Source organism: uncultured Blautia sp., assembly GCF_902497045.1.
Classification (GTDB): Bacteria; Bacillota; Clostridia; order Lachnospirales; family Lachnospiraceae; genus Blautia_A.
Genome location: NZ_CABVDF010000040.1, coordinates 1 through 17,772, shown reverse-complemented (window position 1 = coordinate 17,772; position 17,772 = coordinate 1). Strand labels below are relative to the sequence as shown.

Genomic DNA, 17,772 nt, shown 5'->3' with positions numbered 1-17,772 from the left:
GGAGATTCGTATTTTAAGATTTAGAGCCTAAAAATCGGTATTAACCGATAGCCCCTTTTTACTTATTTATTTGATCACGCGTACCTTGGATACTCCGTCTATTGCCTGAAGCGCTGCCAGAGCCTCTCTGGAAGCAGCACTTTCCAGATCAATAAGTGTATAAGCAAATTCGCCTTTACTTTTGTTTGTCATATCTGCAATGTTCAGTCCCTCTGCCCCAAGGATCTGAGTGACCTGACTGATCATATTCGGGATATTTTTGTGACAGATGGCAATACGTCCTACTGCCACGCAGGTTCCCATATCGCAGTCCGGGAAATTGACAGAATTTTTAATATTTCCGTTTTCCAGGAAATTCCTCAGTTCTTTTACTGCCATAACTGCACAGTTTTCTTCTGATTCTTCTGTAGATGCTCCAAGATGAGGAGTGACCAGAATTCCCTCGCGGCCTGCTACAAGAGGATTAGCAAAATCGGTAACATATTTCTTCACTTTTCCGTTTTCGATAGCTTCAATCAGAGCTTCCTCATCAACAAGAAGATCTCTTGCAAAGTTCAGCAAAACAACACCGTCTTTCATCTTATCAAAAGCGTCTTTGTTTATCATCTTTCTGGTGCTGTCAAGAAGCGGGACATGTATTGTAATGTAATCGCACTGGCTGTAGATTTCATCCAGAGATTTGCTGTGTTTAATGGTTCTGGAAAGATTCCATGCTGCATCAATGGATATATACGGATCATATCCATAAACTTCCATTCCCAGATGTGTAGCTGAGTTTGCAACAAGAGCGCCGATCGCGCCAAGTCCGATAATACCCAGCTTTTTGCCGCTGATCTCGCAGCCTGCAAACTGTTTTTTCTGTTTTTCAGCCAGTTTATCAATATTTTCATTATCCTTCTGATCTGCCACCCATTCAATGCCGCCTACGATGTCACGGGAAGCAAGGAGCATTCCTGCAAGAACAAGTTCTTTGACACCATTGGCATTAGCACCGGGAGTATTAAAGACAACAATCCCTTTTTCTGCGCATTCTGCCACCGGGATATTGTTTACTCCGGCACCGGCACGAGCAATAGCTTTTACGTTTTCAGAAAGCTCCATTTCATGCATTTTGGCGCTTCTTACCAGAATGGCATCTGTTTCATTTATGTCTTCTGTTTTTTTATAATCTTCACTGAACAGATTCAAACCTTTTTCAGCGATCGGGTTCAGGCAATGATACTGAAACATTATGCATTCTCCTCCTCAAATTTTTTCATAAATGCTACCAGTGCTTCTACACCTTCCTTTGGCATTGCGTTATAGATACTTGCACGCATACCTCCAACAGTTCTGTGTCCTTTCAGGTTTACAAGTCCTGCAGCCTTGGCTTCTTTTACGAATTTTGCATCCAGTTCTTTATCTCCGGTCACAAAAGGCACATTCATAAGAGAACGGGAGGCCGGCTCTACTGTTCCTTTAAAAAGTATGCTCTCATCCAGAAAATCATAGAGGATCTTTGCCTTTTCTTCGTTTCTTCTCTTCATCTCCTCAAGGCCGCCCATGGATTTCAGCCATTTGAATACCTTTCCGCACACATAAATGCAGTAAGCATTTGGGGTATTATAAAGAGAACCCGCGTCTGCATGAGTCTTATATGTAAGCATGGTAGGTGTTCCCGGGAGCACATCCTCTGTGATCAGATCTTCGCGGATGATCACAATGACCATGCCTGCCGGTCCGATATTCTTCTGTACACCGCCATAAATAATACCGTATCTACTAACGTCCACCGGTTCAGACAAAAAGCAGGAAGAAACATCTGCTACCAAGGTTTTTCCCTTTGTATCAGGAAGAGTTTTGTATTTTGTTCCATAAATCGTGTTATTTTCGCAGATATACACATAATCTGCATCCGGGCTGATCTCCAGATTGCTGCAGTCCGGAATATAGGAAAAGGTTTTGTCTTCCGAAGAAGCAATTTTATTGACTTTTCCATATTTCTGTGCTTCCTGATAAGCTTTTTTTGCCCACTGCCCTGTTACGATATAATCAGCCACTCCGTTTTTCATCAGGTTCATGGGAATCATGGCAAACTGCTGGGAGGCTCCGCCCTGCAGAAAAAGGACTTTATAATTATCCGGAATGTTCATCAGATCACGAAGATCCTGTTCTGCATCATCAATGATCTTCTGGAATTCAGGGCTTCTGTGGCTCATCTCCATAACAGACATGCCGCTGCCCTGATAATCCATCATCTCTGCTGCCACTTCTTTCAGTACAGGTTCCGGCAATACGGCCGGACCTGCGGAAAAATTGTAAACTCTGCTCATTTTTTCATATCCTCCTCATCAAAAACATCATCAATGCTTGCACCGGCAGGCACCATTGGAAATACGCTCAGATCCTGGTCGATCCAGCAGTCCAGAACCACAGGTCCGTTTGAAGCCAGAGCCTCTTTAAGAGCCGGCTCTACTTCTTCCATTTTTGTGACACGGATCGCTTTCGCGCCCATTCCCTCAGATATCTTCACAAAATCCACTGCATCATTTAATACAGTATGTGAATATCTGTGATCGTAGAACAAAGTCTGCCACTGACGTACCATTCCAAGAACGTGATTGTTCAGGACGATCTGTACAAGCGGCTTTCCACAGCGCACTGCTGTTGCAATCTCATTCATGTTCATTCGGAAACAACCGTCTCCAGCGATATTTACCACTGTTTTATCAGGTCTTCCCATTTTTGCTCCGATAGCAGCACCAAGACCATAGCCCATGGTTCCCAGTCCTCCGGAAGTCAGGAATGTTCTTGGTTCTTTGTATTTATAATACTGAGCCGCCCACATCTGATGCTGTCCCACATCTGTAGTAATGATCGCATCACCGCCGGTCAGCTCGTAAAGCTTTTCGATCACATAAGGACCTGTAAGCTGTGTATGGTCATAATTCAGAGGATATTTTGCTTTCATTTCCTGGATATGTTCCATCCATTTTGGATGTCTCTTTTCCGGAATTTCCTCAAGGAGTCTGCGGAGAACTTCTTTTACATCCCCTTCAATATAAGCGTCTACAAGTACGTTTTTGTTGATCTCAGCCGCATCAATATCTACCTGTAAAATTTTCGCCTTATTTGCAAAAGTTTTAACGTTTCCAGTTACACGATCACTGAAACGGGCTCCCAGAACAATAAGGAGATCACACTGGCTGACACCCAGATTAGAAGTCTTTGTTCCATGCATGCCAAGCATTCCTGTATAATAAGGATCCTCTCCTGAAAATCCGCCTTTTCCCATAAGACTGTCACATACCGGAGCCTGGATTCTGTGAGACAGCTCTGTAATCTCTTTGGACGCGCCGGAAATCACCGCTCCACCGCCAACAAAAATAAACGGCTTTTCTGCATTCTGGATCATTTTTACAGCGTTTTCCACATCTGTCTTATGGATTTCACTGGTCTCCCGGTTTACCGTTGCCGGACGACGTGGAGAATACTCATAAAGGGCACCTGTGACATCCTTTGTCACATCCACAAGTACCGGACCCGGGCGTCCGCTTTTTGCAATATAAAAAGCTTTCCGGATCGTATCTGCAAGTTTTTCGATATCTTTTACAATATAACTGTGTTTCGTGATCGGCATCACAATCCCTGCAATGTCTACCTCCTGAAAAGAATCTTTTCCAAGAAGAGGCTTGCCTACATTAGCGGTAATTGCCACCACCGGCACTGAATCCATCATGGCTGTGGCGATTCCGGTTACCAGGTTGGTGGCACCCGGTCCTGAAGTTGCCATACAGACACCTACTTTCCCGGTTGCACGGGCATAGCCGTCTGCCGCATGAGCAGCGCCCTGCTCATGAGAGGTCAAAATATGGTGAATATCATCCTTATATTTATAAAGTGCATCATAGACATTCAGGATAGCGCCGCCCGGATAACCGAAAACAGTATCCACGCCCTGCTCCTTCAGACATTCTATGATGATCTCCGCACCTGTCATCTGCATAGTTTTTCCTCCTTATTCCCCTTTATTTTGCCTTCGGAACTTCCAGGATCGCACCTCTGTTTCCGGATGTTACCATTGCCGCATATCTTGCCAGATAGCCGGTTGTTACTTTCGGCTCTCTTGGCTGCCATTTCGCCTTTCTTGCTTCCATTTCTTCATCTGAAACCCTAACTTCCAGCTTCAGTCCCGGAATATCAATACTGATGATGTCGCCCTCCTCGATCAGGGCGATCGGTCCGCCTACTGCCGCTTCCGGAGAAACATGTCCAATAGAAGCGCCTCGGGATGCTCCGCTGAAACGCCCGTCTGTGATCAGGGCTACAGAAGAGCCCAGCCCCATACCAGCAATGGCAGAAGTAGGATTCAGCATCTCACGCATTCCCGGACCACCTTTCGGTCCCTCGTACCGGATCACTACCACATCACCAGAAACAATCTTTCCTCCTTTAATAGCTTCAATTGCATCTTCTTCACAGTCAAAAACTCTGGCCGGTCCCTCATGAACCATCATCTCCTCCACCACAGCGGAGCGTTTTACTACACCGCCGTCCGGAGCCAGATTTCCTTTCAGGACTGCAAGACCACCTGTCTGACTGTACGGTGCATCAATCGGACGGATAACCTCAGGATTCAGATTTATACAATTTTGGATATTTTCTCCTACTGTTTTTCCGGTTACAGTCATACAATCTGTGTGCAAAAGTCCTTTTTTATTCAGCACATTCATCACTGCATAGACACCGCCTGCCTCATTCAGATCCTCCATATAAGTTGGACCTGCCGGAGCAAGGTGACAGAGATTCGGTGTTTTTTCACTGATCTCATTTGCAAAGCTGATATCAAAATCCATGCCTATTTCATGAGCGATTGCAGGAAGATGAAGCATGCTGTTGGTAGAACAGCCCAGAGCCATATCTACTGTAAGCGCATTCAGAATAGCATCTTCCGTCATGATATCTCTTGGACGGATATTCCGTCTGTACAGTTCCATTACCTGCATTCCCGCATGTTTTGCCAGACGGATACGCTCCGAATATACAGCCGGAATCGTTCCATTTCCCCGAAGACCCATACCAAGAACTTCCGTCAGACAGTTCATAGAATTGGCAGTATACATACCAGAGCAGGATCCACATGTAGGACAGGTTTTATTTTCATATTCTGTCAGCTCATCCTCTGTAATATTTCCTGCTGCATAAGCGCCTACTGCCTCGAACATACTGGAAAGGCTTGTCTTATGTCCGTGGATACGGCCTGCCATCATAGGACCGCCGCTGACAAATATTGTAGGAACATTAATTCTTGCCGCTGCCATCAAAAGCCCCGGAACATTCTTATCACAGTTTGGAACCATAACAAGAGCGTCAAACTGATGAGCCATTGCCATTGCCTCTGTTGAATCTGCAATCAGGTCTCTTGTCACCAGAGAATATTTCATTCCCGTATGTCCCATTGCAATGCCATCGCAAACTGCAATAGCTGGAAATACAACAGGTGTTCCGCCTGCCATAGCCACTCCCTGCTTCACTGCATCCACAATCTTATCCAGATTCATATGTCCGGGAACAATTTCATTATAAGAACTTACAATACCCACCATAGGGCGTTCCATTTCTTCTTTTGTAAATCCAAGAGCATTAAACAGGGACCTGTGCGGTGCCTGCTGTGAACCTTTTTTTACTGCATCACTTCTCATTTTTTATCTCTCCCTTCTGTATTCTTAGGCCGCTGACCTTATAGGATCAGCCTTCCGGTAAATTTATTTTTATACTGCTGCTGCGATCAGATCACCCATCTGTTCCGTACCTGTAAGCATGCAGCCTTCACTCATAATATCTCCTGTACGCCATCCGTCCGCCAGAACTTTCTGTACTGCCTCTTCAACTGCATCTGCCTCTTTATCAAGATCAAGAGAATAACGAAGCATCATTGCTGCCGAAAGAATGGTAGCGATTGGATTGGCTTTATTCTGTCCTGCGATATCCGGCGCAGATCCATGACTGGGCTCATAAAGTCCGAATTTTGTATCATTCAGACTTGCCGAAGACAACATACCAATAGACCCGGTCACCATACTTGCTTCATCCGATAAAATATCTCCAAACATATTTTCTGTCAGGATCACATCAAACTGTGCCGGGTCATGTACCAGCTGCATGGCACAGTTATCAACCAGCATATGTTCCAGTGTTACTTCTGGATAATCCTCTGCCACCTTTTCTACTACGCTTCTCCACAGACGGGAGGAGTCAAGCACATTGGCTTTGTCCACACTTGTGACTTTTTTCTTTCTCTTCATTGCAATATCAAAAGCCTTTACTGCAATACGGCGGATTTCGTTTTCATTATAGGAAAGTGTATCCACTGCAGTTTTTATGCCATTTTCCTCTGTAGTTTTACGTTCTCCAAAATAAAGACCGCCTGTCAGTTCTCTGACAATGATCATATCAAACCCTTCTCCTATAATCTCTTCCTTCAGAGGACAGGCTTCTTTCAGCTCCTGATAAAGATAAGCGGGCCGAAGATTTGCAAAAAGATTCAGTGCCTTACGAATAGCCAGAAGCCCTGCTTCCGGACGTCTGGCCGGTTCCAGCTGATACCAGGGCGAAGTCTTTGCGTCCCCCCCAATAGAACCCATAAGGACTGCATCTGCCGCTTTGGCTGCAGCAACAGCCTCCTCAGTAAGCGGAACACCGTGTACATCAATAGATGCTCCCCCAAGAAGGATTTCTGAATAACTAAATGTATGACCGAATTTAGCACAGACGGCATCCAGAACTTTTTTTGCCTCTCTTACGATTTCCGGTCCTATCCCGTCGCCGGGAATCAGCGCGATCTTATATTCCATTTTCTTTTTCCTCTTTCTGCAGGAAAATCACCCTGCAGCTTCCTTTCAAATTGGATTGTTACTATAATAACGCACTTTGCGAAAGATTTCAACCTGTTAAAGTGAAAAATTGTATGCTGTTAACGTTCAAACGTCCGTCATTCTGACTACATCTCTTCAGCTTCCTCTGTTTTCAGGTTTTTTTCATGCAATTTTCTATTTTTTTAACAAAGCGGTGTTGTAGAACAAAGCGGACAAGTCCCCTTCAAACTCCCTAAGGAGCATTTTTTGTTTATTAGGAAAGTCAGGACAGAATGTACTCCTTTTCTACTAACAAAAAAATAAGTGCTGCATATGCAGCACCTATCTTTCATTCATTACTGAGCAGCCTGTTCCGCTTTCTCAACTTCTGCGATTGCCTGTTTTCTCATAGGGATACGGCAGTTTTTGTTGTTTCCGAATTCTACGATCACGTCTTCTTCTGTCATATCGATCACTACACCGTAAAATCCGCTTGTTGTAACAACGCTGTCGCCTACTTCCATGCTGTTCAGCATAGTCTGAAGTCTTTTCTGCTCTTTTTTCTGAGGACGGATCATCAGGAAATACATGATACCAAAAATCACTACCATCCATATGATCATCATGCCCATACTTGCAGCTCCATTTGCTTCCATTTTGTTTCCTCCTGTTTCCTAGCTGTCGTTTCCTGCCCGCAGGCATTATAACCCATCATACACAAAAATAGAATTTTCTTCAAGTGTTTTTATTGTTTTTTCTGCGCTTATGCAATTTTTTCACAATTTATTCACCTCTCTGGAAACCATCCAGACGCATCTTCTTATATTCTGCAAAATTCCCTGCATCCAGGGCATCTCTGATCTCTTCCATCATGTGATTATAAAAATACAGGTTATGAAGCACACAAAGACGCATTCCCAGCATCTCTTTTGCTTTCAGAAGATGTCGGATATAGGCTCTGCTGTAATGACGGCAGGCCGGACACTGGCAGCCCTCTTCAATAGGTCTGGTATCCAGTTCGTATTTGGCGTTGAACATGTTCATTTTTCCATGATTGGTATATACATGTCCATGACGTCCGTTCCTGCTTGGATATACACAGTCAAAGAAGTCCACACCACGCTCTACACCCTCCAGAATATTTGCCGGAGTTCCCACACCCATCAGATAGGTAGGCTTGTCCTGCGGCAGATAAGGAACCACCGCATCCAGAATTCGATACATTTCCTCATGTGTTTCTCCTACTGCAAGTCCTCCTACTGCATAACCGTCCAGATCCATCTTTGCGATCTCCTTGGCGTGCTGGATACGGATATCTTCATAAACGGCCCCCTGGTTGATACCAAAAAGAAGCTGATTTTTATTGATGGTATCCGGCAGACTGTTCAGACGTTCCATTTCTTTTTTACACCGTGCCAGCCAGCGGGTTGTACGTTCTACAGACTTCTGTACATAATCACGATCCGCCACGCTGCTTGGGCACTCATCAAAAGCCATTGCTATAGTAGACGCAAGATTCGACTGGATCTGCATGCTTTCCTCCGGTCCCATAAAGATCTTATGTCCGTCAATATGAGACTGGAAATGAACCCCTTCCTCCTTAATCTTACGGAGTTTTGCAAGAGAAAACACCTGAAATCCGCCGGAGTCTGTCAGTATGGGCTTATCCCACACCATAAACTTATGAAGACCGCCCAGCTGTTTCACCACCTTGTCGCCTGGGCGAACATGAAGATGGTAAGTATTGGAAAGCTCTACCTGGGTGCCGATCTCATGGAGATCCATGGTAGATACAGCTCCTTTAATGGCTCCAATCGTTCCTACATTCATAAATACAGGAGTCTGGATCGTACCGTGGACTGTGTGAAACTCTGCCCGTTTGGCACGTCCTTCTGTTTTCAGTAATTTATATTCTGCCATATTTTTCCCTTTCTGAAATTCATTTGTATTTCAGTATAACTGGAATTTTCTCAAATGTAAAGCGTCCGGAAAGGGATTTTCACTTCTTGCATCTGGCTTTTCAGCTTTTTTTCCATAAATTAAAATTTCGATTTTTTTCATCCATATTCTGGTTTTCTTCCTTATATTTCCCTTACAAATTGTGAAAGTTGTGCATTGTCATTTCAAAAACTTTGTCGTATAATGTTACGGAATCTTTATATTTTGACATACTTTTAATAAGAAAGAACACATGCAATACAACGAAACTGATACAAGATTAGGAGGCTGATTCACACTTTATGAGTACATATACATTGGGAATTGATATCGGATCTACTACTGTAAAGATTGCGATTCTTGATGAAAACGACACCTTACTGTTCGCCGACTACGAGAGACACTTTGCCAATATACAGGAAACTCTCGCTGATCTCCTCCAGAAAGCATACCAGAAGCTTGGCGAGCTCACCCTGCATCCGGTGATCACCGGATCCGGAGGTCTGACCCTTGCCAATCATCTGGAAATTCCTTTTGTCCAGGAAGTCATTGCCGTTTCCTCTTCCCTCCAGAAAATCGCCCCACAGACAGATGTAGCTATAGAACTGGGCGGTGAGGACGCCAAGATCATTTATTTTGAAGATGGAAATATTGAACAGCGTATGAATGGAATCTGTGCAGGAGGTACCGGATCCTTTATCGATCAGATGGCATCTCTTCTGCAGACAGATGCTCCGGGACTGAATGAGTACGCCAAAAATTACAAGGCACTTTATCCCATTGCTGCCCGCTGCGGTGTTTTTGCAAAAACAGACATCCAGCCGCTGATCAATGAGGGAGCCACAAAAGAAGATCTTTCTGCATCCATTTTTCAGGCTGTGGTAAATCAGACTATTTCCGGACTTGCCTGCGGAAAACCTATCCGGGGACATGTGGCATTTTTAGGCGGTCCTCTTCATTTTCTGTCTGAACTGAAGGCTGCCTTTATCCGTACATTGAAGCTGGATGAGGAGCACACCATTGTTCCTGACAATTCCCATCTTTTTGCAGCCATCGGATCTGCGCTGAATGCAAAAGAGGAAGTTTCGGTTTCCCTTACAGCTCTGAGAAATCAGCTTCGCAATTCTATCAAGCTGGATTTCGAAGTAGAACGTATGGAACCACTTTTTTCTTCGCAGGAGGATTACCAGGAGTTTGCACAGCGTCAGAGTTCCTACAAGGTCTCTGCCGGAGAACTTTCTTCTTATCATGGAAACTGTTATCTGGGCATTGATGCAGGAAGCACCACTACAAAAACAGCCCTTGTAGGAGAAGACGGAAGTCTTCTGTATTCCTTCTACAGCAATAATAACGGAAGCCCCTTAAAAACTGCCATCCGTTCCATTCAGGAAATTTATTCTCTGATGCCGGAAGACGCTCATATTGCCTATTCCTGTTCTACCGGATACGGAGAAGCACTGATCAAAGCTGCCCTTCTTCTGGACGAAGGAGAGGTAGAAACAGTTTCTCACTACTATGCCGCTGCATTCTTTGACCCTGAAGTAGACTGTATCCTGGATATTGGCGGGCAGGATATGAAATGTATTAAAATCAAAAATCAGACTGTAGACAGTGTACAGCTTAATGAAGCCTGTTCCTCGGGCTGTGGTTCCTTTATCGAAACCTTTGCAAAGTCTCTGAACTACAGCGTGCAGGATTTTGCAAAAGCTGCTCTTTTTGCTGAACATCCCATCGATCTTGGAACCAGATGTACAGTCTTTATGAATTCCAAAGTAAAGCAGGCGCAGAAAGAGGGAGCAGAGGTTTCTGATATTTCTGCCGGACTGGCTTATTCTGTAATAAAAAATGCTCTCTATAAGGTAATAAAAGTTTCAGATGCTTCTGAGCTTGGAAAACATATTGTTGTCCAGGGAGGGACCTTCTATAATGACGCTGTTCTGAGAAGCTTTGAAAAAATAGCGGACTGCCAGGCGATCCGTCCTGATATTGCCGGCATCATGGGAGCTTTTGGCGCAGCGCTGATTGCCCGTGAAAGATATGAAGAAGGCAAAGAGACCTCCATGCTCTCTATTGACAAGATCAATGTTCTGAAATACAGCACTTCCATGGCAAACTGCCGGGGATGCACCAACAACTGCCGCCTTACCATCAATAAATTCAGCGGCGGCCGCCAGTTTGTCAGCGGAAACCGCTGTGAACGAGGCATTGGCAAAGAAAAAAACAAAGATCATGTACCAAACCTGTATGAATACAAGTATAAGAGAATCTTCTCTTATGAACCGCTTTCCCCTGACCGTGCTTCTCGTGGAAAAGTGGGAATTCCCAGGGTACTGAACATGTTTGAGAATTATCCTTTCTGGTTCACCTTCTTCACAAAGCTGAACTACGAAGTGGTTCTTTCTCCTACATCCACCAGAAAGATTTACGAGCTGGGAATTGAATCCATCCCCAGCGAATCTGAATGTTATCCTGCAAAAATGGTACATGGACACGTAACCTGGCTTTTGAAAAAGGGAATCAAATTTATTTTTTATCCCTGTATTCCCTATGAAAGAAATGAATTTCCAGATGCAGTAAATCACTACAACTGCCCTATCGTTACCTCCTATGCGGAAAATATCAAAAACAATGTGGATGAGCTCCATGATCCAGATATTGATTTCCGTAATCCTTTCCTGGCCTTTACTTCGGAAGTGGTTCTGACTGACCGGCTTGTGCAGGTATTTTCAGAACTTCCCGCAAAAGAGGTACGTGAAGCTGCCCATGCGGCCTGGAAAGAGCTTTCTGCCGCAAGAAACGATATCGAGAAAAAGGGGGAAGAAACTCTTGCCTACCTTGAGAAAACAGGACGCCGTGGAATCGTCCTTGCAGGACGTCCTTACCATATCGATCCGGAAATCCACCACGGAATCCCGGATCTGATCAACAGCTACGGGCTTGCAGTCCTTACAGAGGATTCTATCTCCCATCTGGCAAAAATTGAACGGCCTATCCGCGTCAACGATCAGTGGATGTACCATTCCCGCCTTTATGCAGCAGCAAGCTTTGTCAAAACACGGGAAGACCTGGATCTGATCCAGCTGAATTCTTTCGGCTGCGGTTTGGATGCGGTTACTACAGATGAAGTATACGAGATTCTGGACGGAAGCGGTAAAATTTATACCTGTTTAAAGATTGACGAAGTAAATAATCTCGGAGCCGCCCGTATCCGCATCCGCTCTCTTCTGGCAGCCCTTCGCGCCAAAGAAAAGCAGCATAAAAAACGCGAGCTTCAGCCAGCTTCTATAGAAAAAGTTGTCTTTACAAAAGAAATGAAAAAGGATTATACCATCCTCTGCCCGCAGATGTCACCTTTCCATTTTAATATCATTCAGGCAGCTTTTAATACCTGCGGCTATCATTTTGAAGTACTTCCCAGCGACAACCGGGAGGCTGTGGATGTTGGACTGAAATACGTAAATAACGATGCCTGCTATCCTTCTCTGATTGTTGTAGGACAGATCATGGACGCACTTTTATCCGGTAAATATGATCTGGATAAAACAGCCGTGATCATGAGCCAGACCGGCGGTGGATGCCGTGCTTCCAACTATATTGCTTTTATCCGCCGTGCTCTGAAAAAAGCCGGAATGGAGCAGGTTCCGGTAATCTCACTTAATTTAAGCGGACTGGAAAGCAATCCCGGTTTCAAGCTCACGCTTCCTCTTGTAAAGAAAATCTGCTATGGCGCTGTATTTGGAGATATCCTTATGAAATGCGTTTATCGGATGCGTCCTTATGAACAGGAAAAAGGCATCGTAAACCGAAAACACAAAATCTGGGAACAGAGAGCTATTGCCTTTATCCAAAGCGGAAGCGTCAGTCATGTCCATTTTAAAAAGCTGTGCAGAGAAATGGTTCATGATTTTGATATGATTCCTATTACCGGTCAGCGTAAGCCCCGCGTAGGAATTGTCGGAGAAATTCTTGTAAAATTCCTTCCTGCTGCCAACAACCATCTGGCAGAGCTTCTGGAAGAAGAGGGGGCCGAAGCTGTATGCCCGGATCTCATCGACTTTATCAGCTACTGTTTCTTCAACCAGAATTTTAAGTCAGAATATCTAGGCTTCAAAAAATCTAAAGCCGATGTTGCCAACTGGGGAATCAAAGCAATTGACTGGCTGAGAAAAGCAGCCAACGAGGCGTTGGAACAAAGCCGTCATTTTTCTCCTGCGGCAGATATCCGTGACCTTGCAAAAATGGCTGAACCAATCGTCTCCCCGGGCAACCAGACCGGAGAAGGCTGGTTCCTTACAGGAGAAATGCTGGAACTGATCAATGGAGGAGTTCCGAATATCGTCTGCATCCAGCCTTTCGGATGCCTGCCCAACCATATCGTGGGCAAGGGCGTGATCAAGGAGATACGCCGGACTCATCCAGGCGCCAATATCGTTGCCATTGACTACGATCCCGGAGCAAGTGAAGTAAACCAGCTGAACCGTATCAAACTGATGCTGTCTACTGCAATGAAGAATTTAGATAAAAAAGAATAATTTCCCGACACAAAAATCCTCAAACTGCCATAATCGCGGTTTGAGGATTTTTATTTACAGCATGGATAGAGACAAAATCCAGGTTCTATTGTATAATACTGTCATAAGAACCCCTTGTCTGTCAAAATTTATTTCATAAGGAGATGACGCTATGAAAAAGAAAAAAAGATGGATAGCTGTCTTATTCAGTATGATTCTGTTTGTTTCTATACTGAGTTCTGCCAGCATATCTGCCGCTTCAAATTCTGCAGTTCCGGCAAAAGTAACCATTGCCAAAATTTCCGCCTCACCTTCCAGAAAAGTAACCCTTTCCTGGAAAAAAACAACCCGGGCAACCGGCTATCGTATTTACTATAAACAATACGGTGCCCGGTCATGGAAATATATATCTTCTACGACCGGAACCTCTTATACACATATATCTACTTCCAAATGTCCTCTGACAGGTGGAAAAAAATACACCTACGTGGTTCGTGGGTATAACAAATATTCCCGTAAACAGGGTCCCTACGATAAAAAAGGAAGAACCATTACTGTACCTCTTCGGGTCAGTCAGATAAAACTGAACCGTACCTCTCTGGCCTTTAACAAAAAAGGCAGCAGTTACCATTTATCTGCGTCTGTTTTACCGCGTAATGCTACAAACAGATCCATCATCTGGAAAAGCTCCAATCCAAAAGCAGCCACTGTAAACGGTTCAGGTAAGGTTACTGCAGTCTCCAATGGAACCACTGTCATCACTGTTTCTGCCAGAGACGGATCTGGAAAAAAAGCAACCTGTAAGGTTACTGTCCGTATTCAGTCAGAAGCTTCCCGAATGGCATCCCAGGTTCTAAATCTGGTAAACAAAGAACGAAAAAAAGCAGGACTTCCTTTGCTTAAGGCATATGTACCTGGGGACAAAGCGGCCATGAAGCGCGCCAAAGAAATCAATCAACTTTTCGATCACATCCGGCCAAATGGAAGCTCCTGTTTTTCCATACTTTCCGAATATAATATCCATTCATGGGCATCAGGCGAAAATATCGCTGCGGGATATTCCCGTGCTTCCACTCCTCAGGGAGTTATGAATCTCTGGATGAACAGTCCCGGACACAGGGCAAATATCCTGAATCCCTCTTTTACCCACCTTTGTGTCGGATTTTATCGCTCTAACGGAAAGTCAAACTGGGTGCAGATATTCCTAAGGAATCCAGTATGGTCCCAATCCTCATAAAATAATCTGCCTGTATAAAATTTTATAAGCAAAAACCGCTGGATTTGTAACTTTTTCTCTGTATATAAATCACAGAAAATATGTTCAGATCCAACGGTTTTCTGATTCCGTATTTACACTCCAAAATATTCATCTAAATACGGCTGTAATGCATAATTATCCTGATTAAGTCTCTTTCCCATTTCAAGATATTCCTGAGAGTTTTCTCTATCATGGTTTATCGCATTCTGTGGATTTGCTGCATCAGCTGAATATCTCCATCGTATCAGTCTTCCCTGTGTCAGATAAAACCGATGAGCATCTTTTCCCTCATAATAGGCAAAAAACAATTCTCCGTCTCTATAATAATAAGATCTGCTGTATTCACTCCCATCTATATTTTTCGGGACAACAATGGATGCCAGTCCTTTTTCACCCATATAAAAAACTGCACCGTTGCTCAATTGTCCTTCTGTATATTTATGATTTGAAATATTTTGCATTATCTCATTATAATCTTCCCTGATATCCAGAACCTCTGTTTCAACATCAATATTTGAATTTTCTGTCTGCAGATCTGAGGAATAAGTATATATCTCTTTTACCATTTCTCCCGTAAAAGAATCTGCCTGTACGCCTGCCACTTCCCTATCCTGATATATGACATGCACATGGCTAAGATATTTCTCTCCTTCATCCCAATAAAAAGCCTCATCCTGAATATAACTCACATTCAGACTATCCGGAACTCCCAATTCTCTGGACATTTCTTCTAATTGCTCATTTGAAAATTCCCACATAGCATCTCTCAGCCATATATATTCTGTTTTCCTAGGAAGAAACCAGTCTTCATTAAATACTAAACTCGCCTTTTTATCTTCAAATATCAAATTCCCCGAAATACTGTCACCTTTTTCATCATCTCCATTCTGAAAAGAATACTTATTTTCTTTAAAAAACACAGCACTGCTTTTTATCTCTCCAGCATTCTTCCATTTTGCATGAAATGAAATTGTTCCCTCCGTTTCTTTGATAAATAAATAATCCTGGGTACCTGGCACAACATATAATCCTTCCTGAACATCCCCTTTGGGTTCTTCCTCAACTTCTGTTCTTGCTGCAGGTGCGGAAATCTCGTTATTTAGATTATTTTTAATTTGATCTCCCATTATTTGGGTTGCTTTTTCCTGTGGCTGCGCTGATACCATACATATAGATGCCGAGGCTGTCACAAGGCTCAATATCCATGTTATAATTTTTTTCTTTTTCATAAATCCTACTTTCATTTTGGATCAATACCCGATCTCTTTTAAAATTTTATCCATCACCCGGGCATTCTGTAAAGAAAATTCATGGGTCACATGGGGCTGTTCTCCGTTCAGGATACAATTTCCAAGCTGCTCTACTTCCAGACAATAATTGTCCCGCACACTCACGTGAACCTCCTGACAATCCTCTCCCTTTTTCACATAATAAGTAAGTTCTCCATCTGCATTAAAAGGAATAGGCGCTTCAATGGTTCCCTCTGTTCCATAAAGGAAGAACCGGTCGCCTCTCTGTGCAGAGCACATACCGGATACCATGCACGCTCTGCGGTTTTCATCAAAATGAAAATATGCAGAAGCAAAATCATCAATGTGCTGATCAGTAAAATGACCGATTGCCCTGACTTCTTTTGGCTCCTCTCCAAATAAAGCCAACATCAGGCTGGTACAATAGCAGCCCAGATCATAAACAGAGCCGCCTAATGTCTCACGACGGACACGGATATTATCCGGCGTATATCCTGGAGTGATAAAAATAGACTCCATGAAAGAAAGCTCACCAATGATTCCTGAATCCAGTGTTGCTTTTACGGAAGTGATCAGAGGACTGTGTAAATACGCAAACGCTTCCATAAATAATACTCCAGCTTTCTCACAAGCGTCGATCATTTCCTTTACATCTGCCTCGGTTCCTGATAAAGGCTTTTCACACAAAATATGTTTTCCCTTTGCAGCGGCCTTTAATACCCACTCTTTATGTAAGGTATTCGGAAGCGGAATATAAACTACTTCGATGTCCGGATCATCCAGCATTTCATCCATAGAATAATACGCTTTTTCAAAACCAAATGTTTCTTTGTACTGATCCACTTTTTCCTTTGAACGTCCCGCAATCCCATACAGGCAACAGTTCTCCGCTTTTTGCATACCTGGTATAGTGCAGCGCTTTGCAATATCTGCTGTACTTAAAACTCCCCATTTTACTTTTCTGCTCATAATATAATCCTCCCTGATCTTTTATTTTTTGTGATATCTTAATGCACAGATGTCGTTCCTTTTTTATTTCCAGATTACATTTGCCTCTTTTCTTGGCGCTGTTCTGGCATAGATTCTTTCCGGATATCCCAGCAGCATACATGCCTTAATGGTCTTTCCCTTTATATCCAGCCACTGCTTCAGTTCCTCGTTTGCTTCTGCAATCCTTGCCAGATATCCATTATATAAAACGCCCAATCCTAAAGAAACCGCCATATTTTCTATATTCTGAGCCGCAAGGCCTGCATCCAGCGGCCAGTCAGAAGTGATAAAAAGAACCACCGGTGCATTCCGGAATAAATAATCATCCTTTGGATCCTTTTTCCTTCTTCTGTTAAAAGCAACATAAGGAAGCAGCTCTCTTGCGATGTTCCGCCCTTCCCTTTTCTCCATTTCATCAATGTACTCCCAGACCATCTCTTTCAGCCTGTCCAGCTCATTCTGGACAAACACAAAGCAGCAGTCCTGGTTATTTTTTGCAGTAGCCGTATATCTTCCTGCCTGAAGCAGCTTTTCCAGTTCTTCTCTCTGCACCTTTACCGGCTTATAGCTGCGGACACTACGACGGAATTTAATGCTGTGCAGCAGCTTTTCCGGTTCCAGACAAAAACTTTCCTTCTCATATTCTTCCACGTCATCCATATCGTATTCTGGTATGGATACTGCCCCTGACGGACAGATTGCCACGCAATGGCCGCAGTGAAAGCAATCGTTTTTGATCACTGCCTTTTTATCTTTGATCATGATGCTGCCGACACTACAGTCAGCAGCACAAAGTCCACATCCAATACATTTTTCCTCATTGATCGTTACCATATGATTCTCCTTTTTCCTCAAAGACCAAACCAATCTGCTGTTCCATCTTTTCCGCAGGGTTTACATCCAAAATATTTTTTATCATTCATCTGCGCTTACTCTTATCAAGCCTGTTTGCAAATCCAGTTCCCTTTGAAAAATATATTACTTTCTCAAAA

General features: G+C 43.6%; 12 protein-coding genes. 2 read left to right on the top strand and 10 right to left on the bottom strand.

Translation table 11 applies throughout. The features are described from left to right. Positions 1-66: 66 nt before the first annotated feature. The 7 genes from RDS42_RS05010 to tgt all read right to left on the bottom strand — a co-directional run bounded on the left by RDS42_RS05010 (position 67) and on the right by tgt (position 8,753). The gene (locus RDS42_RS05010) at positions 67-1,230 is read right to left on the bottom strand and encodes a phosphoglycerate dehydrogenase (RefSeq protein ID WP_308782677.1); all 1,164 of its coding nucleotides are present in this window, start codon (positions 1,228-1,230) and stop codon (positions 67-69) included. Next, complete coding sequence (gene serC, locus RDS42_RS05005) at positions 1,230-2,312, bottom strand: 3-phosphoserine/phosphohydroxythreonine transaminase (RefSeq protein ID WP_308782676.1); 1,083 nt, start codon at positions 2,310-2,312, stop codon at positions 1,230-1,232. Before serC ends, RDS42_RS05010 begins: the two co-directional genes overlap by 1 nt. Beyond that, positions 2,309-3,985 (bottom strand): biosynthetic-type acetolactate synthase large subunit, encoded by a 1,677-nt coding sequence (gene ilvB, locus RDS42_RS05000; RefSeq protein ID WP_308782675.1) that lies wholly within the window; start codon positions 3,983-3,985, stop codon positions 2,309-2,311. The genes serC and ilvB overlap by 4 nt, the downstream gene beginning before the upstream one ends. 22 nt (positions 3,986-4,007) lie before the next feature. Then, positions 4,008-5,681, bottom strand: a complete 1,674-nt coding sequence (gene ilvD, locus RDS42_RS04995) for a dihydroxy-acid dehydratase (RefSeq protein ID WP_308782674.1) — start codon at positions 5,679-5,681, stop codon at positions 4,008-4,010. A gap of 69 nt (positions 5,682-5,750) precedes the next feature. Further along, complete coding sequence (gene leuB, locus RDS42_RS04990) at positions 5,751-6,833, bottom strand: 3-isopropylmalate dehydrogenase (protein ID WP_308782673.1); 1,083 nt, start codon at positions 6,831-6,833, stop codon at positions 5,751-5,753. 356 nt (positions 6,834-7,189) lie between these two features. Next, on the bottom strand, positions 7,190-7,489 hold the full coding sequence (gene yajC, locus RDS42_RS04985; protein ID WP_308782672.1) for a preprotein translocase subunit YajC: 300 nt from the start codon (positions 7,487-7,489) through the stop codon (positions 7,190-7,192). Between the two features lie 127 nt (positions 7,490-7,616). Further along, entirely contained in the window at positions 7,617-8,753 is a 1,137-nt protein-coding gene (gene tgt, locus RDS42_RS04980) for a tRNA guanosine(34) transglycosylase Tgt (RefSeq protein WP_308782671.1), read from the bottom strand. A 320-nt stretch (positions 8,754-9,073) separates the two neighbouring features. Between tgt and RDS42_RS04975 the strand changes: the two genes are divergently transcribed. Both RDS42_RS04975 and RDS42_RS04970 read left to right on the top strand, forming a co-directional pair. Then, a complete protein-coding gene (locus RDS42_RS04975) occupies positions 9,074-13,303 on the top strand; it encodes an acyl-CoA dehydratase activase-related protein (RefSeq protein ID WP_308782670.1) in 4,230 nt (1,409 codons plus the stop codon). Positions 13,304-13,454: 151 nt separating this feature from the next. Beyond that, entirely contained in the window at positions 13,455-14,519 is a 1,065-nt protein-coding gene (locus RDS42_RS04970) for a CAP domain-containing protein (protein ID WP_308782669.1), read from the top strand. 113 nt (positions 14,520-14,632) lie between these two features. Here RDS42_RS04970 and RDS42_RS04965 read toward each other — a convergent pair whose 3' ends face one another. The 3 genes from RDS42_RS04965 to RDS42_RS04955 form a co-directional block, all read right to left on the bottom strand. After that, a complete protein-coding gene (locus tag RDS42_RS04965; RefSeq protein ID WP_308782668.1) occupies positions 14,633-15,769 on the bottom strand; it encodes a hypothetical protein in 1,137 nt (378 codons plus the stop codon). A gap of 21 nt (positions 15,770-15,790) precedes the next feature. After that, complete coding sequence (locus tag RDS42_RS04960; protein ID WP_308782667.1) at positions 15,791-16,759, bottom strand: Gfo/Idh/MocA family oxidoreductase; 969 nt, start codon at positions 16,757-16,759, stop codon at positions 15,791-15,793. A 63-nt stretch (positions 16,760-16,822) separates the two neighbouring features. Further along, positions 16,823-17,614 carry a nitroreductase family protein gene (locus tag RDS42_RS04955; RefSeq protein WP_308782666.1) on the bottom strand — a complete coding sequence of 264 codons (792 nt, stop codon included), beginning with the start codon at positions 17,612-17,614 and terminating at the stop codon, positions 16,823-16,825. Positions 17,615-17,772 lie beyond the last annotated feature (158 nt).